At 68.2% G+C, this 22,973-nt stretch carries 24 protein-coding genes, 1 tRNA gene and 1 pseudogene; 17 read left to right on the forward strand and 9 right to left on the reverse strand.

Annotated elements, in window-relative coordinates:
- Positions 1-173: 173 nt before the first annotated feature.
- Positions 174-941 carry an ABC transporter ATP-binding protein gene (locus ACWPN3_RS24010; protein ID WP_492239778.1) on the reverse strand — a complete coding sequence of 256 codons (768 nt, stop codon included), beginning with the start codon at positions 939-941 and terminating at the stop codon, positions 174-176.
- Positions 942-1,053: 112 nt separating this feature from the next.
- Between ACWPN3_RS24010 and ACWPN3_RS24015 the strand changes: the two genes are divergently transcribed.
- The 4 genes from ACWPN3_RS24015 to thpR all read left to right on the forward strand — a co-directional run bounded on the left by ACWPN3_RS24015 (position 1,054) and on the right by thpR (position 4,562).
- The gene (locus ACWPN3_RS24015; protein ID WP_492239779.1) at positions 1,054-1,674 is read left to right on the forward strand and encodes an arylesterase; all 621 of its coding nucleotides are present in this window, start codon (positions 1,054-1,056) and stop codon (positions 1,672-1,674) included.
- 6 nt (positions 1,675-1,680) lie between these two features.
- Positions 1,681-2,847 carry an FIST signal transduction protein gene (locus tag ACWPN3_RS24020; protein WP_492239780.1) on the forward strand — a complete coding sequence of 389 codons (1,167 nt, stop codon included), beginning with the start codon at positions 1,681-1,683 and terminating at the stop codon, positions 2,845-2,847.
- Between the two features lie 28 nt (positions 2,848-2,875).
- The gene (locus ACWPN3_RS24025; protein WP_492239781.1) at positions 2,876-3,931 is read left to right on the forward strand and encodes an NADP(H)-dependent aldo-keto reductase; all 1,056 of its coding nucleotides are present in this window, start codon (positions 2,876-2,878) and stop codon (positions 3,929-3,931) included.
- Between the two features lie 79 nt (positions 3,932-4,010).
- Positions 4,011-4,562 (forward strand): RNA 2',3'-cyclic phosphodiesterase, encoded by a 552-nt coding sequence (gene thpR / locus ACWPN3_RS24030; protein ID WP_109096006.1) that lies wholly within the window; start codon positions 4,011-4,013, stop codon positions 4,560-4,562.
- Between the two features lie 8 nt (positions 4,563-4,570).
- Here thpR and ACWPN3_RS24035 read toward each other — a convergent pair whose 3' ends face one another.
- The 3 genes and pseudogenes from ACWPN3_RS24035 to dnaK all read right to left on the reverse strand — a co-directional run bounded on the left by ACWPN3_RS24035 (position 4,571) and on the right by dnaK (position 9,207).
- Positions 4,571-5,761: a GGDEF domain-containing protein gene (locus tag ACWPN3_RS24035; protein ID WP_247872785.1), complete on the reverse strand. Its 1,191-nt coding sequence runs from the start codon at positions 5,759-5,761 to the stop codon at positions 4,571-4,573.
- A 225-nt stretch (positions 5,762-5,986) separates the two neighbouring features.
- The gene (gene dnaJ / locus ACWPN3_RS24040; RefSeq protein ID WP_109096005.1) at positions 5,987-7,138 is read right to left on the reverse strand and encodes a molecular chaperone DnaJ; all 1,152 of its coding nucleotides are present in this window, start codon (positions 7,136-7,138) and stop codon (positions 5,987-5,989) included.
- Positions 7,139-7,289: 151 nt separating this feature from the next.
- Positions 7,290-9,207 (reverse strand): annotated as a pseudogene (gene dnaK / locus ACWPN3_RS24045) (molecular chaperone DnaK).
- A gap of 337 nt (positions 9,208-9,544) precedes the next feature.
- Here dnaK and ACWPN3_RS24050 point away from each other — a divergent pair.
- Both ACWPN3_RS24050 and ACWPN3_RS24055 read left to right on the forward strand, forming a co-directional pair.
- On the forward strand, positions 9,545-9,829 hold the full coding sequence (locus ACWPN3_RS24050; RefSeq protein WP_492239783.1) for a hypothetical protein: 285 nt from the start codon (positions 9,545-9,547) through the stop codon (positions 9,827-9,829).
- A gap of 12 nt (positions 9,830-9,841) precedes the next feature.
- Positions 9,842-10,045 carry a hypothetical protein gene (locus ACWPN3_RS24055; RefSeq protein ID WP_098740861.1) on the forward strand — a complete coding sequence of 68 codons (204 nt, stop codon included), beginning with the start codon at positions 9,842-9,844 and terminating at the stop codon, positions 10,043-10,045.
- Positions 10,046-10,125: 80 nt separating this feature from the next.
- On the opposite strand, the gene ACWPN3_RS24060 is transcribed toward ACWPN3_RS24055, so the two are convergent.
- The 3 genes from ACWPN3_RS24060 to ddpX form a co-directional block, all read right to left on the reverse strand.
- Positions 10,126-10,656: a hypothetical protein gene (locus ACWPN3_RS24060; protein WP_109096004.1), complete on the reverse strand. Its 531-nt coding sequence runs from the start codon at positions 10,654-10,656 to the stop codon at positions 10,126-10,128.
- Between the two features lie 189 nt (positions 10,657-10,845).
- On the reverse strand, positions 10,846-11,898 hold the full coding sequence (locus ACWPN3_RS24065) for a polysaccharide deacetylase family protein (RefSeq protein ID WP_109096003.1): 1,053 nt from the start codon (positions 11,896-11,898) through the stop codon (positions 10,846-10,848).
- Between the two features lie 240 nt (positions 11,899-12,138).
- Positions 12,139-12,708 (reverse strand): D-alanyl-D-alanine dipeptidase, encoded by a 570-nt coding sequence (ddpX, locus tag ACWPN3_RS24070; RefSeq protein WP_492239785.1) that lies wholly within the window; start codon positions 12,706-12,708, stop codon positions 12,139-12,141.
- 197 nt (positions 12,709-12,905) lie between these two features.
- On the opposite strand from ddpX, the gene tsaB reads away from it, so the two are divergent.
- The gene (gene tsaB / locus ACWPN3_RS24075) at positions 12,906-13,688 is read left to right on the forward strand and encodes a tRNA (adenosine(37)-N6)-threonylcarbamoyltransferase complex dimerization subunit type 1 TsaB (RefSeq protein WP_492239787.1); all 783 of its coding nucleotides are present in this window, start codon (positions 12,906-12,908) and stop codon (positions 13,686-13,688) included.
- On the forward strand, positions 13,685-14,152 hold the full coding sequence (locus ACWPN3_RS24080) for a GNAT family N-acetyltransferase (RefSeq protein ID WP_109096001.1): 468 nt from the start codon (positions 13,685-13,687) through the stop codon (positions 14,150-14,152). The genes tsaB and ACWPN3_RS24080 overlap by 4 nt, the downstream gene beginning before the upstream one ends.
- 3 nt (positions 14,153-14,155) lie before the next feature.
- Here ACWPN3_RS24080 and ACWPN3_RS24085 read toward each other — a convergent pair whose 3' ends face one another.
- The gene (locus ACWPN3_RS24085) at positions 14,156-14,410 is read right to left on the reverse strand and encodes a sulfurtransferase TusA family protein (RefSeq protein ID WP_098740857.1); all 255 of its coding nucleotides are present in this window, start codon (positions 14,408-14,410) and stop codon (positions 14,156-14,158) included.
- Positions 14,411-14,499: 89 nt separating this feature from the next.
- Between ACWPN3_RS24085 and ACWPN3_RS24090 the strand changes: the two genes are divergently transcribed.
- From ACWPN3_RS24090 to ACWPN3_RS24130, 9 genes are all read left to right on the forward strand, one after another.
- A complete protein-coding gene (locus ACWPN3_RS24090) occupies positions 14,500-14,913 on the forward strand; it encodes a Ros/MucR family transcriptional regulator (protein WP_014249126.1) in 414 nt (137 codons plus the stop codon).
- A 397-nt stretch (positions 14,914-15,310) separates the two neighbouring features.
- The gene (locus ACWPN3_RS24095) at positions 15,311-16,204 is read left to right on the forward strand and encodes a GNAT family N-acetyltransferase (protein WP_492239788.1); all 894 of its coding nucleotides are present in this window, start codon (positions 15,311-15,313) and stop codon (positions 16,202-16,204) included.
- Between the two features lie 7 nt (positions 16,205-16,211).
- A complete protein-coding gene (locus ACWPN3_RS24100; protein ID WP_109095999.1) occupies positions 16,212-17,078 on the forward strand; it encodes a lysophospholipid acyltransferase family protein in 867 nt (288 codons plus the stop codon).
- A 47-nt stretch (positions 17,079-17,125) separates the two neighbouring features.
- Positions 17,126-17,199 (forward strand) — tRNA-Gly (locus tag ACWPN3_RS24105).
- 203 nt (positions 17,200-17,402) lie between these two features.
- Complete coding sequence (locus ACWPN3_RS24110; RefSeq protein WP_492239789.1) at positions 17,403-17,651, forward strand: hypothetical protein; 249 nt, start codon at positions 17,403-17,405, stop codon at positions 17,649-17,651.
- Between the two features lie 656 nt (positions 17,652-18,307).
- Positions 18,308-18,901, forward strand: coding sequence for a YgjV family protein (locus ACWPN3_RS24115; RefSeq protein WP_158285353.1), 594 nt, complete (start codon positions 18,308-18,310; stop codon positions 18,899-18,901).
- A gap of 209 nt (positions 18,902-19,110) precedes the next feature.
- Positions 19,111-19,494 (forward strand): PA2169 family four-helix-bundle protein, encoded by a 384-nt coding sequence (locus tag ACWPN3_RS24120; RefSeq protein ID WP_492261783.1) that lies wholly within the window; start codon positions 19,111-19,113, stop codon positions 19,492-19,494.
- 151 nt (positions 19,495-19,645) lie between these two features.
- Positions 19,646-19,885: a hypothetical protein gene (locus ACWPN3_RS24125; protein WP_109095995.1), complete on the forward strand. Its 240-nt coding sequence runs from the start codon at positions 19,646-19,648 to the stop codon at positions 19,883-19,885.
- Positions 19,886-20,064: 179 nt separating this feature from the next.
- Entirely contained in the window at positions 20,065-21,933 is a 1,869-nt protein-coding gene (locus ACWPN3_RS24130; RefSeq protein ID WP_492239791.1) for a hypothetical protein, read from the forward strand.
- 27 nt (positions 21,934-21,960) lie between these two features.
- On the opposite strand, the gene ACWPN3_RS24135 is transcribed toward ACWPN3_RS24130, so the two are convergent.
- Entirely contained in the window at positions 21,961-22,740 is a 780-nt protein-coding gene (locus ACWPN3_RS24135) for a DUF1003 domain-containing protein (protein ID WP_492239792.1), read from the reverse strand.
- Positions 22,741-22,973 lie beyond the last annotated feature (233 nt).

The following is a 22,973-nucleotide window of genomic DNA, read 5'->3' on the forward strand; positions in this document are numbered from 1 at the left end:
TGTCCCCTCTCCCCCCCGGGGAGAGGGTTAGGGTGAGGGGGGTGCGTGGCGAGGATTGCTTCAATGGCGAGGACTTTGCGCGTCGAGCAACGCCACGCACTGCGTCCCCCTCACCCCGACCCTCTCCCCGGGGGGAGAGGGAGTATTTGGCGCGAACATCCTTTCCATCCCCCTCACTCCCCCGCCGCCTGGAGCTTCGCGCGCCGGGCGGCCTGCCCATCGTCGGCGATCCGCCCGTCCGCCAGCCGCACCGTGCGGTCGCAGCGCGCAGCCAGGCTCTGGTCGTGGGTGATCAGCACCAGCGTCGTGCCGCGCCGCTCGGCCAGATCGAACAGCAGCTTGACGATGGTGCTGCCGGTGTCGATGTCGAGGTTGCCGGTCGGCTCGTCGGCCAGCAGTAGCGACGGCTCGGTGACGAAGGCGCGGGCGAGCGCCGTGCGCTGCTGCTCGCCGCCCGACAGCTGGCCGGGATAATGGTGGATGCGATGGCTTAAGCCCACCTGCTCCAGCCCGACGCGGGCGCGGTCGAAGGCGTCGGCGACCCCGGCGAACTCCAGCGGGATGGCGACATTCTCCTGCGCCGTCATGGTCGGCACCAGATGGAAAGCCTGGAAGACGATCCCCACATGCTGGCGGCGGAAGCGGGCCAGCCCATCCTCGTCCAGCTTCCCGAGATCCTGGCCGGCGACGCGGACGAGGCCGCCGCTGGGGCGTTCCAGCCCGGCCATCACCATCATCATGGTGGACTTGCCGGAGCCGCTGGGGCCGACGACGCCGACCCGCTCGCCGGCCGAAACCTGAAGATTCACGCCGCGCAGGATGTTGACGGGTCCGGCGCCGCTGTCCAATTTCAGGTGGACGTCGTCGAGTTCAACGATGATTTCGTTTGAAGGCCGGGCGATGGAGTTTGACGACGTTGCAGGGGACTGAGCCTTGGACATGCGACACTCGCACAAGCGGAATGGACCATCGCCATATGGCACGACCCGCCGGGCTTTCAACACGGGCGCCCTTGGCGCCGCACTCGCCTTTCTTCTTGCCGCAGGGGCATCGATGACCGTTCCGACCCGCGCGGCTGCCGCGCCGCCGGTGAAGCTGCTGGCGCTGGGCGACAGCCTGACCGCCGGCTACGGCTTGCCCGAACCGCAGGGCTTCACCCGCCAGCTGGAAAAGGCGCTGGCGGCGAAGGGCTACAGCGTCACCGTCGTCAACGCCGGCGTGTCGGGCGACACCACCGCCGGTGGGCGGGCGCGGCTGGACTGGGCGCTGGCCGACAAGCCGGACGCCGCCATCGTCGAGCTGGGCGCCAACGACATGCTGCGCGGGCTCGACCCCGGTCAGGCCAGGGCCAACCTCGACGCCATCCTGAAGACGTTGAAGGAGCGCAAGGTGCCGACCCTGCTGGCCGGCATGTTCGCCTCGCCCAGCCTGGGCAAGCCCTACACCGACAGCTTCAACGCCATCTACCCGGATCTCGCCAAGACCTACGATGTGCCGCTCTATCCCTTCTTCCTCGACGGGGTGGCGTTGCAGCAGGCGCTGATCCAGCCGGACGGCCTGCACCCCAACGCCCAGGGCGTGGCGGTGATCGTCGAGCGCATCCTGCCCTCCGTCACCGCCCTGCTCGACAGCCTGCCGCAAATCCAGAAGACTACAGAAAAGACCGGAGGCTGAGCCGCCATGACCGTGACCCCCATGACCGTGCCCCAGGACAGCGACACCCGCTTTACCGCCGCCTGCGCCGCCGGGTCCGAGTGGGGGCCGACGGTCAAGGCCTGCCTGGACCGGCTGGGGCCGGTCGCCGGCTGCAACCTGGGCTTCCTCTATCTGACCGACGGGCTGGCGGAGCATGCGACCAGCATCGTCACCCTGCTGCGCGGCGTTACCGGCATCCGCCATTGGGTCGGCACCGCCGGCATCGGCGTGATGGCGAACGGTGCGGCCCTGTTCGACGAGCCGGGGCTGGCGATCATGGCCGCCCGCCTGCCGGAGGACAGCTTCCGCCTGTTCCCCACCCTGACCGACGGGCTGGAGCCGCTGCGCGGCAATGCCGGCGGCTGGCTGGACAAGCATGGCGCGGCGCTGGCGCTGATCCATGTCGACCCGCACCATGCCGACATGGCCGGGCTGGTCGCCCGTTTGTCGGAGGAGGCCGGCGTCTTCCTGGTCGGCGGCCTGACCGCCTCGCGCGGGGAGTTCCCGCAGATCGCCGCCGGGGCGGAGGATGCCGACCCGGTCACCGACGGCGGCGTGTCCGGCGTGCTGTTCGCGCCGCAGCTGCCGGTCGCCACCGCGCTGACCCAGGGCTGCCGCCCCATCGGGCCGACGCGCACCGTCACCGCCAGCGACGACAACGTGATCCTGGAGATCGACGGCCGCCCGGCGCTCGACGTGTTCAAGGAGGACATCGGGCCGGAGCTTGCCGCCGACCTGCGACAGGTGGCCGGGGTGATCTGCGCCGGGCTGCCGATCGCCGGCTCCGACACCCAGGATTATCTGGTGCGCGACCTGATCGCCATCGACCCGCGCGCCGGCTGGCTCTCCATCGCCGAACGGGTGACCACCGGCCAGCCGGTGATGTTCACCCGCCGCGACGCGGAGACCGCCGCCGCCGACATGCGCCGGATGCTGGACAGCCTCAAGAAACGGGTGAAGGCGACGCCGAAGGGGGCGGTGTATGTCAGCTGCATCGCCCGCGGCCCCAGCCTGTTCGGTGCCGCCAATGCCGAGCTGTCGATGATCCGCGAGGTCTTCGGCGACATCCCGCTGACCGGCTTCTTCGCCTCGGGCGAGGTGTCGCACAACCGGCTCTATGGTTACACCGGCGTGCTGACGCTGTTTCTGTAAAGATCATTTCGAATAAGGAACGTTCCGGATGCAGTATCGTCCGCTTGGCCGCACCGGCCTGTCGGTCAGCGCCATCGGCCTGGGCACCATGACCTGGGGCCGCCAGAACACCGAGGCCGAAGGCCATGCCCAGATGGATGCGGCGCTCGACCGCGGCATCAATTTCTGGGACACGGCGGAGATGTACGCCATCCCGCCCACCGCCGACACCTATGGCAAGACGGAGGAGGTGATCGGCAGCTGGTTCCAGTCGCGCGGCAAGCGCGACCGGGTGATCCTTGCCAGCAAGATCATCGGCCTGCCGGCCGGCGGCTTCGGCTGGATACGCGACGGCAAGTCGCGGCTCGACCGCGCCAACCTCTTCGCGGCGGTGGAGGCCAGCCTGTCGCGGCTGAAGACCGACTACATCGACCTCTACCAGATCCACTGGCCCGACCGCGTCACCAACCGCTTCGGCGGCCGCACCTATCAGCACAAGCCCGAGCAGGACGCCGTGCCGATCGAGGAGACGCTGGCGGCGCTGGCCGAGCTGGTGCAGGCGGGGAAGATCCGCCATGTCGGCCTGTCGAACGAAAGTCCGTGGGGCGTCATGCGCTGGCTGCGCGCCGCCGAGGTGGCAGGGGAGCCGGCCGGTCTGCCGCGCGTCGCCTCGATCCAGAACGCCTACAACCTGCTGAACCGGACCTTCGAGAACGGCTTGTCGGAGGTGGCCCTGCGCGAGGATGTCGGGCTGCTGGCCTATTCGCCGCTCGCCGCCGGCACGCTGACCGGCAAGTACCTGAACGGCGCCATCCCGCCGGGCAGCCGCCGCTCGCTCGACCACCGGCCGTCGCGCTACAACACGGTCAATGCCGACGCGGCGACCGAGGCCTATCTGGACATCGCCCGCCGCCACGGTCTGGCGCCGAACCAGATGGCCATCGCCTTCACCCTGCAGAAGCCCTTCGTCACCTCCTCGCTGATCGGGGCGACGACGATGGAGACGCTGATCTCCAACATCGACTCGGTCGGGCTGACCCTGTCGCCCGAGGTGTTGGCGGAGATCGACGCCGTGCACAACCGCATGCCGGATCCCTGCCCGTAAGCCACCGTACGGCCCGCACCCTTCATCGAACGGGGGCGGGCCGTTGCAGCAACCGGCCCTGCAAGTCTGGAGGTGCCCCATGCTCCGCCTGTTCGTCGCGCTCGACCTGACGGAGGAGGTTCGCCGGCGGCTGGCCGGTCTGGGCGGCGGGGTGCCCGGCGCGCGCTGGACCGAGCCTGAGAATATGCACCTGACCCTGCGCTTCATCGGCGAGGTGCCGGAGGATCAGGCGATGGACATCGACGCCGCCCTGGCGGAACTGCGGGCGCCGGCCTTCGCGCTCACCCTCGACGGGGTCGGCGTGTTCGGCGCCGGCCGCAAGGCACGGGTGCTGTGGGCGGGGGTGGAGCGCAACGAGGCGCTGGCCCATCTCCAGGCCAAGGTCGAGTCCGTCGTCGTCCGCTGCGGCCTGCCGGCGGAGGAGCGGAAATTCTCCCCCCACATCACGCTGGCCCGGCTGAAGGACGCGCCGGCCGACCGCATCGGCCGTTTCCTGTCCGACCGCGGCCTGTTCCGCGCCGGCCCGATGCCGGTCGACCGCCTCACCCTCTACCGCAGCCATCTCGGCAACGGCGGCGCGGTGTATGAGGCGTTGGGGGAGTATCCGCTGGACGGCCCGGCGGAAAGCTGACTGGGCGCTCAGGCGGTGATGCCGTCCCAGGGATCGGTCTCGGCGTCGGGCTTGACGCCGGCGCCGGTGACGACCACCCGGTCCTTGCCGTCCTGCTTGGCGCGGTACATGCGCTGATCGGCCAGTTCCACCAGCGCTTCCCAATCGGCGGGGCGGTCGGCCGTCTGTTCGGCGATGCCGATGCTGGCGGTCTGCAAACTGCCGTCCGGCCGCTTGCCGAAGCCGGCGCGGCGCATGCGCTCCACCGCGATCATCGCGCCGTCCACCGGGGTGTCGGGCATGACGACCAAAAACTCCTCGCCGCCCCAGCGGATCAGGGCGTCGGACTGGCGCAGCAGGCTGCGGATGGTGTTGGCGGCATGACGCAGGACGCGGTCGCCCTCCTCATGGCCATAGCGGTCGTTGACCGCCTTGAAGTCGTCCAGATCGACGAAGATCGCCGTCAGCGGCTGTGATGCCCGCTCGGCATGGGCGACCTGGAGTTTCAGCAACTCCTCGCCGATCCGGCGGGAGAAGGCGCCGGTCAGCGCGTCGTGCGCCGCCTGCTCCAGCAGCGCGATCATGAAATGCAGCTGGCTGATCGCCGCCAGCGTCGCCACCACCGCGATCAGCGCCAAGAGCCACAGCGCGCTGATGTAGGAGGGGAACGGCATCACCAGCGAGCCGTAGAAGCCGGCGGCCAGATGGGCACCCAGCATCGGTGCGGCGAACAGCGCCCCCTCCAGCGCGGTCAGCGGAAAGACGCTGAGCCCCGCCACCATCACGAAGGGCAGATAGCCGTAGCCGGCGCTGACGGCGATGCGCAGGTCGTCGACCCCCTGGTTATAGAGGAGCGGGTGCGAGACGGCGAAGAACACGGTCGGGATCGCCAGCAGCGCGGCCAGCCGCCACCAGGCGCAGGCCATGTCCTCGCAGGACCGGCGGTCGAAGGCGAGCGCCAGGAAGGCGGCGCTGGCGGTCAGGCGCAGCAGGATCAGCCAGATCGCCAGCGACCATTCAAAGACGGTGACGTCGATGGCGATCCACAGCGGCGTCAGGATGCCGAAGATCAGCGCCACCATGCGCACACGCGACTGGATCATCGCGGCGCGGCGGCGTTGCAGGATCGGCGAGTGGCCCGCCGGCAGGATCAGGTCGGGCAGCTCGTCGCCGCGGACGAAAGCGTCGACCAGCGCGGTGAGAAGCCTCTCAACCCGCATGAGGCAGCCTGCCCCCGGCACCGGCCGGGCATGTCGCCAATGGATTAGCCATGCTGGGTGATTACACGTGCATGACCGCCCCTTCAACGGCTTTCGCGCAAAAACCGCTCGGCAGCCGTGGAAAACACGCAAAGATCCCAGTATGCGACAAAAAGTAACGGGCGGCGCATCATCGACGCGCCGCCCGTCCAGACAGTCCCGATTTGTCCCCGGCGATGGCCGGGATCAGTCCTTCAGGTCTTCCCAAAGCTCCTTCACCTTGGCGAAGAAGCCTTCCGACTGCGGGTTCGACCCTTCCTTTGCGGCGCCCTCGAACTCGCGCAGCAGTTCCTGCTGGCGCTTGGTCAGGTTCACCGGGGTTTCCACCACCGCCTGGATGTACATGTCGCCGCGCTGGGCGCTGCGCAGCACCGACATGCCCTTGCCCTTGATGCGGAACTGGTGGCCCGACTGGGTTCCCGGCGGCACCGTCACCTTGGTGCGGCTGCCGTCGATGGTCGGCACCTCCACCGCCCCGCCGAGCGCCGCCGTGGTCATCGGGATCGGCACCCGGCAGTGGATGTTGGCGCCGTCGCGCTGGAAGATCGGGTGCGGGGCAAGCGCCAGGAAGATGTAGAGGTCGCCGGCCGGCGCCCCGCGCAGGCCCGCCTCACCCTCGCCCGCCAGACGGATGCGGGTGCCGTCCTCGACGCCGGCGGGGATGTTGACCTGAAGGGTCTTCTCCTTGCGCAGCCGGCCGGAGCCGCCGCAGGTCTTGCAGGCGTCCTTGATGACCTTGCCGGCGCCGTGGCAGCCGGGGCAGGTCCGCTCGATGGTGAAGAAGCCCTGCTGCGCCCGCACCTTGCCGTGACCCTGGCAGGTCGGGCAGGTGATCGGCTGGGTCCCCGCCGCGGCACCCGACCCGTTGCAGCCGTCGCACTGCACGGTGGTGGGCACGCGGATGGTGGTCTGGGTGCCCTTGAAGGCCTCCTCCAGCCCGATCTCCAGATTGTAGCGCAGGTCCTGGCCGCGGCCGGACGCACCGCCGCCGCCGCGGCGCCCGCCCATGAACTCGCCGAACATCTCGTCGAAGATGTCGGCGAAGCCGCCGCCGCCGCCGAAGTCGAAGTTGAAGCCGCCGGCGCCCGCACCGGCACCCGGACCACGGCCATTCTCGAAGGCGGCGTGGCCGAACCGGTCGTAGGCTGCGCGCTTCTGATCGTCCTTCAGGACCTCATAAGCCTCGCTGACTTCCTTGAACTTCTGCTCGGCGTCCTTGTCACCCTGGTTGCGGTCCGGGTGGTACTGCATCGCCATCTTGCGATAAGCCTTTTTCAGCTCATCCGCGCTGGCGTTCTTCGCCACACCGAGCAGCTCGTAATAATCCTGTTTCGCCATGGGGGCCGACCGCCTTTGAGTCGTTCTGGTCCAAACTGTCCGCGTCGCGTCGGAGCCTGACCCCAGCATACCGAAGGCCCGCCGCCGGGGAAAGGCGGCGGGCCATCGATGCTCGCGTCAGGTCCGTATCAAAAAGAAGCTGGCGTCGGGCTTATGCCGACTTCTTCTTGTCGTCCTGGACCTCCTCGAAGTCGGCGTCGACGACGCCCGGCTCGTTCGGCTGGGCGCCCGGCGCCTCGCCGCCCGCAGCCGGGGCCTCGCCCTGGCCGGCCTTGTACATCGCCTCGCCCAGCTTCATGGAGACCTGGGCCAGGGCCTCGGTCTTCGCCTTGATGCCGTCCAGATCCTCGCTGTCCAGCACCGACTTCAGTTCGGCGACGGCAGCCTCCGCGGCGGTCTTGTCGGAGGCCGGGATCTTGTCGCCGTTCTCCTTGATGGTCCGCTCGGTGGTGTGGATCAGGGCGTCGGCATGGTTGCGGGCGTCCACCAGTTCGCGGCGCTTCTTGTCGTCGGCCGAATGGGCCTCGGCGTCCTTGACCATCTTCTGGATGTCGGCGTCCGACAGGCCGCCCGAGGCCTGGATGCGGATTCTGCTGCTCCTTGCCGGTCGCCTTGTCCTTCGCCGTGACGCTGACGATGCCGTTGGCGTCGATGTCGAAGGTCACCTCGACCTGCGGCACGCCGCGCGGGGCCGGCGGGATGCCGACCAGGTCGAACTGGCCCAGCATCTTGTTGTCGGCCGCCATCTCGCGCTCGCCCTGGAAGACGCGGATGGTGACGGCGTTCTGGTTGTCCTCGGCGGTCGAGAAGGTCTGGCTCTTCTTCGTCGGCACCGTGGTGTTGCGGTCGATCAGGCGGGTGAAGACGCCGCCCAGCGTCTCGATGCCCAGCGACAGCGGGGTGACGTCGAGCAGCAGGACGTCCTTGACCTCGCCCTTCAGCACGCCGCCCTGGATGGCGGCGCCGATGGCGACCACCTCGTCCGGGTTGACGCCGCGGTGCGGCTCACGGCCGAAGAACTGCTTCACCGCGTCGATGACCTTGGGCATGCGGGTCATGCCGCCGACCAGGATCACCTCGTCGATCTCGCTGGCCTTCAGCCCGGCGTCCTTCAGGGCCGCCTTGCAGGGCTCGATCGTGCGCTGCACCAGCTCGTCCACCAGGGCTTCCAGCTTGGCGCGGGTCAGCTTGATGTTCAGGTGCTTCGGACCGGTCTGGTCGGCGGTGATGAAGGGCAGGTTGACTTCGGTCTGCGTGGTGGACGACAGCTCGATCTTCGCCTTCTCGGCAGCTTCCTTCAGGCGCTGCAGCGCGAGCTTGTCCTTGCGCAGGTCGATGCCCTGCTCCTTGCTGAACTCGTCGGCAAGATACTCGATGATGCGGCTGTCGAAGTCCTCGCCGCCCAGGAAGGTGTCGCCGTTGGTCGACTTCACCTCGAACACGCCGTCGCCGATCTCCAGCACGGAGATGTCGAAGGTGCCGCCGCCCAGGTCATAGACCGCGACGGTGCCGGACCCCTTCTTCTCCATGCCGTAGGCGAGCGCCGCGGCCGTCGGCTCGTTGATGATGCGCAGGACTTCAAGCCCGGCGATCTTGCCGGCGTCCTTGGTGGCCTGGCGCTGGCTGTCGTTGAAGTAGGCCGGGACGGTGATGACCGCCTGCGTGACCTTCTCGCCCAGATAGTTCTCGGCGGTCTCCTTCATCTTGGTGAGGATGAAGGCGCTGATCTGGCTGGGGCTGTACTTCTTGGAGTGCGCCTCGACCCAGGCGTCGCCGTTGTCGCCGGAGATGATGCGGTAGGGAACCAGGCCCTGGTCCTTCTTCGTCAGCGGATCGTCGAAGCGGCGGCCGATCAGACGCTTGATGGCGAAGAGGGTGTTTTCCGGATTGGTGACCGCCTGGCGCTTGGCGGGCTGGCCGATCAGCCGCTCGCCGCCCTGGCTGAAGGCGACCATGGACGGCGTCGTCCGCGCGCCCTCGGCGTTCTCGATCACCTTGGCGCTGCCGCCTTCCATAACGGCGACGCACGAGTTCGTGGTGCCGAGGTCGATACCAATCACTTTGCTCATGTTCAGCCTCTTTCGTTCGGCAGATGCGTGGCGGCCCGTCTGGTCCGGCACCGCCGCGATCCCCATAGGGTCGGTGAAACGTCGGTGGAGCGCTTGGGGTCCTGGTGTCCGGGGGCGACACATGAAAGCGATGCCCCCGGGTCCGGCCCGTGCTGGCGGAGATATAGGCGGAGCCGTTTCGGGCTGCAACAGGGTGGCGCGCCTTTCAGCCTGCAAAAGCGGGGAAAAAACGCGTCCCCAACAGCCTTTGCCACACCGCCGCCGTCCTATTGCTCCTGGCAATAGAATACCGGTGTATTCAAGTACGCAAGGACGAGTATCCCGATATTCAAGCGCGATGATTCAAATCGTCACAGGTGTTACAAGAGATAAATCCTTAGCTTATGAACTAGTCAAGGAAGTTAACCTTTCATTAACAAGCAACCGCGTGCAAAGCTGTGTGCAATCAATTCGCAGTTGCTATGATTATTCAAGTTTTGGAGAATCTAATAGTGAAACCCCAAAAGGAATATGCTATCTCGTTTACCCATTGGGGATGACCGCAAGGGAAGGGGCCGGCAATGCTGCCGCTGCCGCCGCCGGGCCATGCGGTTCAATTGCGATGCTGGTCACACAGGTGTGAAAGGGAAGCGCGATGATGGACGAACGACGCGACGTGGCCCTGGCCATCAAGTCCTGCCTCGACAGCCTGATGAGCGATGCCACGCGATGCGATCTGGACGATCTGGTGCGCTTCCTCAGCCTCGCCGCCCTTGCGGCCGAAGAGGCCGCCGTCGCCCACGACCCGCATGCGCTCCGCATGAAGGCGCTGATGGCCACCGGCGCCGGCCACTGCTGACCGGCGTTCCTCCCATGACGGCGTTGCGGTAACCCTGTCCCGAAGAGGCGGATGCCTTCCGTCTCACAAAACCTGCCGCCTCACAAAATCTCCGCATTGCGGATGGCGTCGTCGATCCGGCCCAGCATCTCGGCGCAGGATTCGTCGCCATCCATCAGGTCGGGCAGCGCGAAGCTGAACATGGCGACCGCGGCGACGGACCCTGCCGCATCGGCGCGCTCCGCACCGACCAGCCACAGATAATGGGTCTCCGCCCGGCCGTCCTCTTCCGTCCGCATCATCGCCTGGGCGATCACGGCGCCGTCGGACCGGCTGTCCACGGTCCGGTCCCCTGCCCGCTGGTCCTGCGGCCGGACAAAGCGCAGAGCCATTTCCTGCAAGGTTGCGGCGGTGCCGCCGGAGTCCGGCCGCGGCACCACCCGGTCGGTCACCAGCCGCAGGACGCCCGCGGCCGGCGGCGGCGGCCGGAAGGTGCCGACCGGCTGCCCTTCATGCTCCTCCACATCGACGGCCCAGCCGGCCGGCAGCCGGAACCGCACCGTGTCGGCCCAGCCGATGTCGGAGCCCTGCGCGCCCCCAGGCCCGCTTGCTGAATAGGTGTCGTCGGCCATGGCCCGCTCCCGAAAAATCGCCCGCTTGTGAAAACGCCCATTTCTGGAAACCGCAGCGCGCCACGCGACGGCCCGCCGGAACCGGCACCATAGGCGTGGCGGAACCGGCCGCCAATGCCCGATTGATGCGGTCGGAAATGCCCGGGGACTGCCCTGGGGACTGCCCTGGGAACTGTTGGTGCGGCCGGTTTACTCCGGGATCAGGAACTGCACGCCCAGCCAGCGCCAGCGGCCGTCGGCGGCCGGCAGCGTGCAGTTGACGCGCGCCCGGCCCGGCGGGAAGGGATCGCGGATGCGGACCTCCACCCGGTCCTCGGCGATGCGTTCCAGCGCGGTGCGGCCCTGGCCGGTGGCGAAGCAGGCCAGCTTGGAGCTGTCGCCCACCCCGTCGGCGATGGTGAAGCCGAGCGGCGGCGGGTTGACGGTGACCAGCGGGTCGTCGGGCGTCAGGTCCGACACCGGCAGCGGCAGCGCGTTGGCCGCCAGCTCGAACCGGTCGGCGCTGCCATAGGTCTCGTTCATGACGAAGCGCGGCAGGCTCCAGGGATCGGCCTGCGGGTGCAGGACCCCCGACTGCTGGCCGAAGGCGGCGGTGAAGCCCTGGTCGATCACCATCTGCCGCACCGCCAGCGAATATTCGCCCTGCGGATAGGCCAGGACCGCCGGGCGCCGCCCCAGCTCCGCCTGGAAGCGGTCGGACATCCGGCGCAGGTCGGCGGCGAGCTGGTCGGGGCTGCGCGCCAGCATCGACTGGGTGGAGGTGCCGAGCGCCCCGATGGTGACGCCGGCCGCCGCCAGCTGGCGGATTTCGCCCCAGGTCATGTGGGCGGGGGAGCCGCGGTCCACCGCATCGGTGGCGACGAACAGGGTGAAGGGCAGATTGGCCGCCTTCAGCCGCGGCCACGCCTCGGTGAAGGCGGAGCGGCTGGCCTCGTCGATGGTGATCGCCACGGTGCGGTCGGGCAGCGGCTTGCCGGTGCGCAGCGCGTCCAGGATCTTCGGCAGGGGCAGGACGGTGTAGTCGCCGTCGGTCAGCTCGTCCAGATGGGCCTCGAACTGGTCGATGCGGATGCTGATCGACGGGTTCTGGTCCTCGCCGAAGCGGTCATAGGCGAACACCACCGCGCTGGCGCCCTGCGGAGAGGCGGCTTCGGCGGCGGCGGGCCGGGACACCGGCACGAACGCGGTCCAGATGGACAGCGCGGCGGCGGCGACTACCGAGACGGCACGACGGAACGGCATGGCGCCCTTGCGGAAAAGGCTGATTGGGGCGACCTCCGCCCCAACGCAAATGATGTGCCACAGTCCCCGTCCTGCGAACAAGCGCCGTCCGCCGCTTTCCTGCGGAGAGCAGAGATGCGGTGCGCGCGTGCAACAATGGAACGCCTCAGGCGTAGCACACGTAGAAATGAGCCGGGGCAAATGAGCTTCGGCAGATGGGTTCGGCAGACGGGTTTGGGCCGGTACCGGCCGCCCCTGTCCCTACATCAGCCGGCCGCCGGCCGCGGCGTCGGTCAGCAGCGGGTAGCGTTCGGCATCCGGCAGCTGGTAGTGCCACCATTCCGAGGGGTAATGCTCCCACCCCGCCCCCACCATCACGCCCAGCAGCAGGGCGCGGTTGCGCTGCTGGTCGGCGGTCAGGTCGCTGCGGCCATGGTGCGACCGCTCGGTCATCGCGTCGAACCCGGTGCCCATGTCCAGCGGCACGCCGGCGGCATCCACCAGCGTCAGGTCGATCGCCACGCCGCGGGTGTGGTTGGACCCCAGCCGCGGGTCGGCGATATAGGTGGGATCGGGGAAGGCGTGCCAAAGCCTCCATTGCGCCTCCGCCGGGCGGAAGGCATCGTACACCCGCAGCCGGCAGCCGATGCCGCGGGCCAGCCGGATGGCGTCGCCGAGCCGGCGGGCCGCGTCGGGGTGCAGCATGCACACCGCCGAGCGGTAGATCGGCACGCCCGACAGATTGTCGGCGGTGGCGTAGAGAAGCTCCAGGTCGATGTCGAAGGCCGGAGGCGTGATCTCGGTCAGCATGAACAGGGCAACCGTCGGCATATGAGAAAGACGATCGTCCTGTAGCATGGCCGCGGCGCCGTCTGCCATGGTCGCGGGTCTGCCATTCCCATGGCGGCGTGCCATGACGGCCGGCCCCATTTCGGGATGATGCCGCACGGTGAGGAAATCCGTGGCAGTCTGGCTTGCGTATCATGAACGGGCCGTCCGCGGGTCGCGGCGGCAGGGAAGGTGGGGTGATGAAGGTTCTGGGTCTGGATACGGCCACGTCGGGCTGTTCGGCGGCAGTGTGGGACGGAACGGCCGGTCAGGATGACGGTGCGCGGGTGACCGTCCGGCGCAGCCCGCCGATGGCGCGCGGGCAGGCCGAAGTGCTGGTGCCGCTGGCGCAGGAGGTGCTGGCCGACGCCGGCGCCGGTTTCGCCGACCTCGACCGCATCGCCGTCACCGTCGGGCCGGGCGCCTTCACCGGGCTGCGCATCGCGCTGGCCGCCGCGCGCGGCATCGCCGTCGCCCGGGACCTGCCGGTGATCGGCATCACCAGCTTCGACGCCATCGCCCATGGCGTGCCGGTCGCCGAGCGTGCCGGCCGGTTCCTGCTGGTTGCCGTCGACAGCCGGCGGGCGGAACCCTTCCTTCAGCTCTACGACGCGGCGCTCGCCCCCGTCGGCGATCCGGCGATGCCCGATCCGGCGGCGATCCCCGGCTGGCTCGACGGGCTGTACCCGTCCGGCCCGCTGCTGCTGGCCGGCGACGCGGCGGCGGTGCTGGCGCCGCTGCTGGCCGGGCGTGGCGATCTGGCGCTGGCGTCCGGCGACGGGCTGCCGGATGCCGCCGTGGTGGCGGCGCTCGGGGCCGTCCGCCCCACCGGCCTGCCAGTCGACCCCTTCTATCTCCGCCCGCCCGACGTCACCCTGCCTAAGACGGGGGGGCCTAAGACGGGGGGGCCGAAGACCGCGGGACCGAAGACCGCGGCAGCCAAGCCGGGGAGCAAAGCCGTACCGGGCGGAGCCGCGGCATGACCGCCGCCGTCCGCCTCCACCCCGCCGGCCTGCTGGAGGCCGGTGTGGTGGCGGCCCTGCAGCAGGCCTGCTTCCCGGACGATCCCTGGGACGAGGCGTCGGTCGCCACCCTGATCGTCCCGCCGGCCGGCTTCGCCACCATCGCCCTCGACGACCGGGACCGGCCGCTCGGTTTTGTGATGGCCCGGGTCGCGGCGGAGGATGCGGAGATCCTCGCCATCGGCGTGCTGCCGCAGGCCCGCCGCGGCGGCATCGGCCGCCTGCTGGTGGAGGCTGCGGTCAGCGGATCGCAGGACCTGGGCGCGACTGCATTGTTTCTTGAAGTTGCCGAGGATAACCCGGCAGCTTCGAGTCTATACAAGGCCAGCGGCTTTTTTTCGGTCGGGCGTCGCCCCGGATACTACAAACGACCGGATGGACGGGTCGCGGCACTTGTTCTGCGCCGCAATCTTGACGGGGCATAGGGGTTAATTTTTCTGCACGATCAGGCGATGGACGCCGTCGGGCTCATCCATTCGTTCGGGGTGGACAGAGAGAATGCTGTGACCCAACTCGATCAAGGATCGTGGAACGTTTTCCAAGGGTTCACCGGCATTCAGCCGGACTTCGAGGGTCTGCCCCGCGTCCATCCGCTCCACCATCAACTTGGTCTTGACGAAGGTTAACGGACAAACCTGCGAGGTGATGTCGAGAAACAAGTCTGTGGAGATTTTTTCGGTCACCGATTCCTCTTTGTTCCAAAGGATGGATATTGCACGATGCAGGAAACCTCTTTATATGGTGAGGTACGAATGCCGCGGAGCAAGCTTACATGAGCAACGGGTCCCCTTCCAACGCGCTGTTGTCTCTGACCACGGAGATCGTGGCGGCGCATGTCTCAAACAATACAGTCGCACTGACCGATCTTCCGACTCTGATCGAACAGGTCTACAAGTCGCTGGCCAATGTCGGCACCGAACCGGTGGTGGCGGAAGAGCGTCCGCAGCCTGCCGTGCCGATCAAGAAGTCGGTCACGCCGGACTATATTGTGTGCCTGGAAGACGGCAAGAAGCTGAAGATGCTGAAGCGCCATCTCAAGACGGCGTACAATATGACACCAGAAGAATACCGTGACCGCTGGGGCCTGCCGGCCGACTACCCGATGGTCGCGCCGAACTACGCCCGCCAGCGCAGCTCGCTGGCCAAGCAGATCGGTCTCGGTACCCGCGCCCGCCGCGGCGCCTGAGGGTTGGGGGTCCCGCAGGGCGGACCGGTGCCGTGCCGGCGCCGCCGCCCTTTTCCGCCCCCTCCCCTTCCCTTCCGCGCCCGTCGATCCCGCCTTCGCTGCGGGTGGTCCGTCCGGCAGGGCGTCGGCGCCGACCTGCTCTCCGGCGCTCCAGACTCCACAACTGCAAAATCACGCAGGCCGATCCGCTGCCGGCCAAGGGTGCCGGCTGACCGCGTGCCGCGCTGTCGGCTACGATGTCGGTTGACCGGCAACCGGCGGATCGTGTTATGCCTTGTGGCGCGCGCGACTCTGTCGTCCCGACCCAGCCGCTGTGGCCCGGCCGTTACAGTCCGGCGGCGTCAGGCAGGGAGGCGCAGCGCATAGTCCCGAACCATCATCGCAGCGGACCCTCGACATGGCTGATGCAAGCTTGGACCAGCCGGGCATGACCCGGACTAGCCCGGAGCGGCGCGAGGCGTCCGCACCCGATGCCTCCGGTGTCGGCGGCGAGAAGCTGACGGACGGTATTCGCCTGGGCACACTGGAGGTGCGGCTGGCCCGCTCGGCTGAGGAGATCGATTGGGCGCAGGCGCTGCGCTACCGCGTCTTCTATGAAGAGATGGCGGCGGTCCCCTCTCCGGCGATGCAGGCCCGGTCCCGCGATTTCGACGATTACGACGGTGTGGCCGACCATCTGCTGGTCATCGACCACGCCCGCGGCAACGGCCCCGACATGGTGGTCGGAACCTACCGGCTGATCCGCCGCCCCGCCGCCGAGAAGGTCGGCCGCTTCTATTCCAGCGACGAATACGACATCGGCCGCCTCGCCAGCTATCCCGGCGAGGTGCTGGAGCTGGGGCGCTCCTGTGTCGATGCCGGCTATCGGTCCCGCGGCAGCATGCAGCTGCTGTGGCAGGGCATCGCCGCCTATGTGTTCCAGCACGACATCGCCCTGATGTTCGGCTGCGCCAGCCTGCCCGGCACCGATCCGGATGCGCTGGCGGAGCCGCTGTCCTACCTTTACCATCACCATCTCGCCCCGGCGGAGCTGCGGGCGACGGCCTTGCCGGAACGCTTCGTCTCGCTGAACCGCATGCCCAAGGACCAGATCGATCCGCGCCGCGCGCTGAACATCCTGCCGCCGCTGATCAAAGGGTATCTGCGGCTGGGCGGTTTCATCGGCGACGGTGCCGTGATCGACCATCAGTTCAACACCACCGACGTCTGCATCGTGGTGAAGAGCGATCTGATCACCGACAAGTACGCCAAGCATTACGAGCGTCGCAGCCGCGACAGCCAAACCGGCTGAGGCCATCATGACCCGCACCGCCCGCGCCCTGGGCTCCTCCGGCCGCGGCGCCCTGCGCCTGACGATCTATCTGCTGTGGACGCTGCTGCTGATCCCGCTGCAAGCCCTGGCGGTGGCGCGCGGCTGGCGGCTGCGCAGCACATTGCCGGCCTTCTATCACGGCGTCTGTGCCCGTGTGATGGGGCTGGATGTGGTGGTGCGCGGCCAGCGGGTGGCCGACGGGCCGGTGCTGTTCGTGTCCAACCACTCCTCCTATTTGGACATCACGGCGCTGGGGTCGCAAATTCCCGGCTCCTTCATCGCCAAGTCGGAGGTTGGGAGCTGGCCCTTCTTCGGGCTGCTGGCCCGGCTTCAGCGCACGGTGTTCGTTGAACGCAAGGCCCGCGCCTCGGTCGACAAGCAGCGCGACGACATCGGCAGCCGTCTGGATGCCGGCGACAGCCTGATCCTGTTCCCGGAGGGCACCTCCAGCGACGGCAACCGCACCCTGCCCTTCAAGACCGCCCTGTTCGCGGTCGCCGCCCGCCGCATCGACGGCCGTCCGCTGACGGTGCAGCCGGTCAGCGTCGCCGCCACCCGCCTGGACGGCATCCCGATGGGCTTCGCCTTCCGCCCCTTCTATGCGTGGTACGGCGACATGGATCTGGCGCCGCACCTGTGGCAGGCCTTCCGCCTGGGCGGCATGACGGTGGAGGTTGAGTTCCACCCGCCGGTGACCATCGACGGCTTCAGCAGCCGCAAGGCGCTGGCCGAGCATTGCCATCGGGTGATTTCCGACGGCGTCGCCTGCGCCATTTCCGGCCGTCCGTCCGTCCCCGCCCCGGCGAAAGAAGCCACGTCTCCGGCCCCCGCTCCCACCGCCGCGAGTGCTTGATTCCGCTCTTGTATCCGATGCGGCACTCGCCTATAAACAGCGGGCGCGCGGGTGTAGCTCAATGGTAGAGCAGAAGCTTCCCAAGCTTACGACGAGGGTTCGATTCCCTTCACCCGCTCCAAACGCCATGCCGGCTGCATGGCATCCGGCCTTGGGCCGCTTCAGTTCCTGAAAATTTGAAATTTCAAAGACGGGCGGTTCGCACCGATGGGTGCGGATGGGCGCTCTCTTTTGCGTGGGCGGTTCGCCGATGGCGCAATTGCTCGAAGAGCCCCGATCTCTGAAGCTGGGCGATGCCGTTCAGCAGAAAGAAGGGAACCGCCGATGCCGCCGATCGAAAGAGCCCGCAGGCTGAGCCGTTCACTGCAGGCGCGCTTCCGCATCGACCTGTTCTCCGCCCTTGTCGAGCGCGAATTCGAACGGCGTCTGGCCGACGCCATCGTCGAGGCCGAACGCGACGCCTACCGGCGCGGGCGCGAGGAGGCACAGGCGGGGCTGGCCGCCGGTGCGGTCAGTCCAGTTCAGCGGCCGGAAGCGACGGTGCGGCCGGACGGCCCGCCCATGACCATGTAAGCCCGGCACGCTCGGCGCAGGCGTAATGCCAAGGGTTCTGGTCGCCATGCCCGGCCCAATGGGGGTCGCCGGCACGGATCGGCCTGCCGCAGCAACAGCACAGCGGCCCGTTGCGGCCGGCACGGCCACCATGCGCGCGCGATGCACCGGTCTTGGTCGACTTCGGCTTCGGTTCCCAGCCCAATGAGGCGGGATGCCGTCCATACAGCGCCATGGTGGTTCCCCCGGTTCGCCCTGATTGCGTTCGCCCTGATTGCGGATGATCCCCCGATCCCGGTCCGGCGACCCTCGCAACGAATCCTCCGAAAACGAGGCCGTCGATAACGATGCCGCCGTGACGGGGCGAGAATGCCGTCCTCAGTCCGCTTTGCCAACGACAAGGATGGACAGGATCCAACCCGAAATCGCCGGGCCCGCACCTATGCAATCTTTCAAAACCATTTCCATCACAGGGCGCCGGGGCAGAGGACACACAATAATCACCGGCTTTGACGACGGGAGACACATGATTGCGCTTCCCAACTTTCGGTGGTTGCCAGCCGGTCGTCTTTTGGTCTGTTTCCGGTCACATCGATGTTCATATCTGGTTAACCGTCCGGGACTAGCGTCCGCCGCCTTCGCTGCACTGCGGCATGTTCTTCGTGCGAAGGCGTTCCATGACGGCATTTCTGCTGGATTATCTTCCGACCCTGACCTCCCAGTCCGTCACGCTGTCGCCGGTTGCGGCAACCGGCATCGCCGGACTGTCGGCGGCCACCCTGTCGACGCTGCTCGGCGGCCGGCGGGCGATCCTGCTGGCGCAGGCGACGGCCTCCTCCCTCTTCCTGCTTCACTTCCTGTTGCTGGGCGCCCAGACCGGCATGCTGATGTGCGGGCTGGGATTGATCCAGATGGCGGTGCGCGTGCGCCGGCACCCCGGCCGGGCGCTCGGCCTTCTCTATGGGTTGACCGTTCCGGCGGCGCTGGCGGTGGCGGCGCTGAGCTGGCAGGGGCCGATGTCGGCGCTGTCGGCGACCGGCTTCCTGCTGGCCACGCTCGGCCGCTGGCAGAGCGAGGTCGGGCGGATGCGCCTGTTCTTCATCCTGGCGACCCTGGTCGGGTCGGGACACAATATGCTGGCCGGCTCTGTCTTCGGGCTGGTGTCGGACGCGATGGGCCTGTCCGGTCATTGCATCGGCTTGTGGCGGGCTGGGATATTCCGCGGCCGTCCGTTCCCTGCACGCAACCCCTCCGGCCAAGTGGCGGCATAAGGCGTCCTCGTTCGCCTGCCCGCCTTGTCTCCCTTGGCGTGTCTCTCCCCGCCTGTCTCTCCCGGAGTGCTCCCGGTGGCTGGCGGGAACATTCAGCCCTGCGCATTGGTTGTGGCACCGTAGGGGACGCATGGGAGGGCTTGCCGTCATGGAAAAGGACGAGATCGTCGATACGCTGAACGAGCTGATCCGCATCGTCGAGGACAGCCATGAAGGCTATCGGCAGGCCGCCGAAACCGCCGAGGACGGGGATTCTGAAGGCCCTGTTCAACGATCTCGCCGCCCAGCGCGGCGCCATCGTGCGCGAGATTCAGCGGCTGGTCGCCGAACAGGGCGGGGCGCCGGACATGGGCGGCACCATGCTGGGCGGCGCGCACCGCTTCTTCCTGGAACTGAAATCCACCGTGCTCGGGCATGACCGGGCCGCGATCATCACCGAGGTCGAGCGCGGCGAAAGCGAATGCCTGCGCCGCTATGACGAGGCGATGGCGAAGGAGCTTCCGCTGCCGATCACAGCGGTGATCGCCCAGCATCTCGACCGCATCCGTGTCGACCGGGACCGCATGGCGGCCCTGCGTGGGGTGGTGGCTTGATGGTGCGTCGCAGCATTGCGGGTGTGGAAAAGCGGGCGTAGGCTTTTTGCAATGGCTGCGACGAACCGGTACGGCCGCAGGGTTGTGCCGCCGCCATTGCCGATCATCCGGCTCCGGTGGCCGGATGTCCACTCCACCTGGACATGGATTGATGAACAGCGACAAACCGAAGAACGCGGACCTGACCGGCAACGATCTGGTGACGAAGGGCGCTTTCGCGCTCTATCGCGCCGAGAATGCCCACCGTGTGTCCGAATTCGAGAAGTCCCAGAATGCCGAGGCGGCCATCGCCGCCGATTTCGACGCCTACCGCACCCGTTACCTGCGGAAGTTCAAGGACGTCTTTGAAAGCCTGTCCGAGCAGGGACTGACCGTCACCCGCGCGGTCTGAGCGTTATGTGGACGGCGCCCGGAACGACGGCCGCAAGGGCGACCGCCGCCTGGGCGCCGTCCACCCCGCTTCCGTCTGCCAACGCCGCCGCTGCGGCAAGCCGTCAGCACCGACGGATTGCGGATTGAAACGATTGGGAAAGCTGCGGGGCCGCCGCTATACTGCGCGGCATGGCCCGTATGCTGTTCCTCCGCGACATCGACGCCGACGTGCAACTGCGCTGCCGCGCCTGCGGACATGGCGGCGTGCTGCCCCGTGCCATGCTGGAGCGGCGCTTCGGCCCCAATTACCCGGTTCTGTCGATCGCGCCGCATTACCGCTGCTCGCGCTGCGATTCCCGCGACACCGAAAGCCGGCCGATCCTGGCCGTTCCGGCGGCCCCCACCGCTGCCCCCGCCGCTGACGAGCCGTCCTTCGACGCGCCGCTGGCGGCGCTGAACGGGCTGCTCGCCTCGTTGCGGGGAGACAATGGTCCGGACAGGGCCGTGGACAGGGATCCGCCCGCTCCCCCGCCTCCCCCCGCTCGCGCCAAGCCCCTGTCGGAGCTTCCGCTGTCCGATCTCGTGGCCGACGGGCCGGGAGACGGCGAGGCCGAACCGTTGTGGGAGCCGGTGTCCCTCGCCGACATGGCGGCCCGGCTTGGCCGCAGTTCGCCGCCCGACGAGTGGGAGGACAAGTGGAACGACGATCCGGAGGAGGAACCGGCTGCGGGCGATTCCAGGGGTCCGACCAGGTTCCCGGCCAACGACGCGTTGCCGGAACCGGCTCCTGCGGGCGCTCCGGACGATGTCGATGATGATGAGGATGGCGACGACGAGACGCTGATGGCGATGCGCCAGCTGCTGGCGCAGGCCTATGGGTCGGATGACGAGTTCGACGAGGATCAGGAGGGTGAGCAGGAGGACGGGCGGAACGGCGCCATGCCGCAGCCTCCCGCCGGCCGTGCTGCGAACGCCGCTGACCGGCGGCCTGCCGACGATTTCGCCGGCGACAGCTTCAGCGGTGGTTTGAGGGGCGATTTGAATGGTGGCAACGGGCCTGCCCCCGGCCCTGATGACGACGAACCGACGGCCTTCTCGCACAAGGTTCTGGTGCGCCGGGATTTCGAGGACGAGTGGGCCGATAGCGATGCCGATGGCGATGCCGACCCCTGGGCGGCGGACGCGGACGAGGACGACCGCGAGGACGGGTTCGACGACGGCGAGCCGGACGGCGAGGAACCGTCGGAGGAGGACATCCTGTCCTTCGCCATCCGCGACCCGGAAAAGCCCGCCACAGCCTCCCGTCCCGCCAAACCCGTGCCGGCGCCGGCCGCCGAGCCACTCGACTTCGACCAGCACCGCGCCGAACGCCGCGCCCTGCGCCCGCCGCCGCCGGAGGACGAGGAAGGTTTCGACCGCACCCTGGCCGCCCTGCGGTCGATGATCGAGGATGCGGCGAACGAGACGGAGGAGGAGGACGCCGCGCCCCTGCCCCCGCCCACGCCGCCCCCGCCGCGCAGGACGCCGCGCGGCGCCGGCCAGACGGCCGACAGGTCCGCGGTGAAGCCGGTGGACAAGCCTCTTCCCCGCGAGGAGGAGGACGAGCCGCCGGCCGGCCGGGACGATGACGACGACGATGGTTGGTCGCTGCCGGCCGGCTGGGGCGATCCCGACCCGGCGCCGGAGCCGCCCGTCGCGGAGACCGCCTCCCCCGACGCGGCCCCTGCCGGGCGCCGCTCGGCCCAGGAGCGCGAGATCGAGGAGGCGATGAAGGCCCTGCGCGGGCTGATCGAGGACGAGGTGAACGCTGACCCGCCGGCATCTCCCCCGGCATCTCCCTCGGCGCCTCCGCCGGTTCAGCCGAAGCCCCGTGCCGGCAAGCCGCGCCAGTCCCGCGGCGGACCGGCCGCGCCGGATGCCGTCCGTCCGCAAAGCGTCCAGGCACCGGAGGTGGCGCCGCCGGAAGAGGACCTGTCCGGCAAGCCCGCCGGCGAGCCGACGCCGCTCAGCAAGACCATCGCCGCGCTGCGCGGCATGCTGGAACTGGACGGCCGGCGCAAGCGCTGACGCTCCGGCCGTCCAGCCGGAGGGCGCTTATCTCCGCAGGCGCTTTTCCTGCATGATTTCCAGCTGCAGCTGCTGGATTTCGGTCAGCCGCTGCCACTGGCGCTGGATCAGATAGTCCATCTTCTCGTGCAGGTGTCGGATTTCCAGCTCTGCCTTCAGGTTGACGCGGTAGTCGTTTTCGGAGCGCAGCCGGTCCTTCGCCTCCTGCCGCTTCTGGCTCATCATGATGACCGGCGCCTGGATGGCGGCCAGACAGGACAGCAGCAGGTTCAGCAGGATGAAGGGATAGGGATCGAAGGCGCGCGCATCGCCCTCGACGATGTTGATCAGCATCCACACGCCGAGGAAGAAGGCGAAGGAGATCAGGAAGGCCCAGCTGCCGCCGAAGGTGGCGAGGCCGTCCGACAGCCGTTCGCCCAGCGTGCGGTGGTCGTCATATTCCTCCTCCGGGTTCTCGGCCAGCGTCTCGTGCCGGGCGAGGCTTTCGGCGACCTCGCGGTCCAGCTCGCTGAGTTCGCCATGCTCCTCCTTCAGCAGCTCGGCGACATAGAGCGAACGGTAGCGCGCCAGCTCCTGCCGGCTGATCTGCGCGTCATGCTCCAGATGCGGGTGGTCGTGGCGGATGCGGTCGGCCAGGCTGGGGCGCAGCGCGTCGAGCGCGATCAGGTCGCGCTTCGGCCGGCGCTTGCCGCTGATGGCGCAGGGCTGCCGCTTGGACGCCTGATCGGCGGCATCGTGATTGGTGGATGGGAAAGTCGGCTCCGCGGACTCGTCACCGTCCCCCGGTGGAAACTGATGATCGGCCATGATGTCGCCCTCCCCGCATGCACATTCCGGCGCGGGCGACTTTATGCCTGATTATTTTGACAATCCGGTTAAATCACCGAAAGGCGAAGACCGCAGGTAAGGAAGCGATGGCCTTGCAAAGGCTGGACATCACCGGCGACGCCGGCCGCATCGGCTGTCCATCGGGCAATTCCGGATGAATTCCGGTTCATCTTCGCCACAAGCGGACAACGCCGAACGGAAAAGGGGCCGCC

This window comes from Azospirillum sp. UENF 111221 (genome assembly GCF_058780625.1).

What these genes read in the sequence shown, in the direction of transcription:
- ACWPN3_RS24010 (WP_492239778.1), bottom strand. Translation starts at nt 941, where the DNA reads ATGTCCAAGGCTCAGTCCCCTGCAACGTCGTCAAACTCCATCGCCCGG.
- ACWPN3_RS24015 (WP_492239779.1), top strand. Translation starts at nt 1,054, where the DNA reads ATGACCGTTCCGACCCGCGCGGCTGCCGCGCCGCCGGTGAAGCTGCTG.
- ACWPN3_RS24020 (WP_492239780.1), top strand. Translation starts at nt 1,681, where the DNA reads ATGACCGTGACCCCCATGACCGTGCCCCAGGACAGCGACACCCGCTTT.
- ACWPN3_RS24025 (WP_492239781.1), top strand. Translation starts at nt 2,876, where the DNA reads ATGCAGTATCGTCCGCTTGGCCGCACCGGCCTGTCGGTCAGCGCCATC.
- thpR (WP_109096006.1), top strand. Translation starts at nt 4,011, where the DNA reads ATGCTCCGCCTGTTCGTCGCGCTCGACCTGACGGAGGAGGTTCGCCGG.
- ACWPN3_RS24035 (WP_247872785.1), bottom strand. Translation starts at nt 5,761, where the DNA reads ATGCGGGTTGAGAGGCTTCTCACCGCGCTGGTCGACGCTTTCGTCCGC.
- dnaJ (WP_109096005.1), bottom strand. Translation starts at nt 7,138, where the DNA reads ATGGCGAAACAGGATTATTACGAGCTGCTCGGTGTGGCGAAGAACGCC.
- ACWPN3_RS24050 (WP_492239783.1), top strand. Translation starts at nt 9,545, where the DNA reads ATGATTCAAATCGTCACAGGTGTTACAAGAGATAAATCCTTAGCTTAT.
- ACWPN3_RS24055 (WP_098740861.1), top strand. Translation starts at nt 9,842, where the DNA reads ATGATGGACGAACGACGCGACGTGGCCCTGGCCATCAAGTCCTGCCTC.
- ACWPN3_RS24060 (WP_109096004.1), bottom strand. Translation starts at nt 10,656, where the DNA reads ATGGCCGACGACACCTATTCAGCAAGCGGGCCTGGGGGCGCGCAGGGC.
- ACWPN3_RS24065 (WP_109096003.1), bottom strand. Translation starts at nt 11,898, where the DNA reads ATGCCGTTCCGTCGTGCCGTCTCGGTAGTCGCCGCCGCCGCGCTGTCC.
- ddpX (WP_492239785.1), bottom strand. Translation starts at nt 12,708, where the DNA reads ATGCCGACGGTTGCCCTGTTCATGCTGACCGAGATCACGCCTCCGGCC.
- tsaB (WP_492239787.1), top strand. Translation starts at nt 12,906, where the DNA reads ATGAAGGTTCTGGGTCTGGATACGGCCACGTCGGGCTGTTCGGCGGCA.
- ACWPN3_RS24080 (WP_109096001.1), top strand. Translation starts at nt 13,685, where the DNA reads ATGACCGCCGCCGTCCGCCTCCACCCCGCCGGCCTGCTGGAGGCCGGT.
- ACWPN3_RS24090 (WP_014249126.1), top strand. Translation starts at nt 14,500, where the DNA reads ATGAGCAACGGGTCCCCTTCCAACGCGCTGTTGTCTCTGACCACGGAG.
- ACWPN3_RS24095 (WP_492239788.1), top strand. Translation starts at nt 15,311, where the DNA reads ATGGCTGATGCAAGCTTGGACCAGCCGGGCATGACCCGGACTAGCCCG.
- ACWPN3_RS24100 (WP_109095999.1), top strand. Translation starts at nt 16,212, where the DNA reads ATGACCCGCACCGCCCGCGCCCTGGGCTCCTCCGGCCGCGGCGCCCTG.
- ACWPN3_RS24110 (WP_492239789.1), top strand. Translation starts at nt 17,403, where the DNA reads ATGCCGCCGATCGAAAGAGCCCGCAGGCTGAGCCGTTCACTGCAGGCG.
- ACWPN3_RS24115 (WP_158285353.1), top strand. Translation starts at nt 18,308, where the DNA reads ATGACGGCATTTCTGCTGGATTATCTTCCGACCCTGACCTCCCAGTCC.
- ACWPN3_RS24120 (WP_492261783.1), top strand. Translation starts at nt 19,111, where the DNA reads ATGAAGGCTATCGGCAGGCCGCCGAAACCGCCGAGGACGGGGATTCTG.
- ACWPN3_RS24125 (WP_109095995.1), top strand. Translation starts at nt 19,646, where the DNA reads ATGAACAGCGACAAACCGAAGAACGCGGACCTGACCGGCAACGATCTG.
- ACWPN3_RS24130 (WP_492239791.1), top strand. Translation starts at nt 20,065, where the DNA reads ATGCTGTTCCTCCGCGACATCGACGCCGACGTGCAACTGCGCTGCCGC.
- ACWPN3_RS24135 (WP_492239792.1), bottom strand. Translation starts at nt 22,740, where the DNA reads ATGGCCGATCATCAGTTTCCACCGGGGGACGGTGACGAGTCCGCGGAG.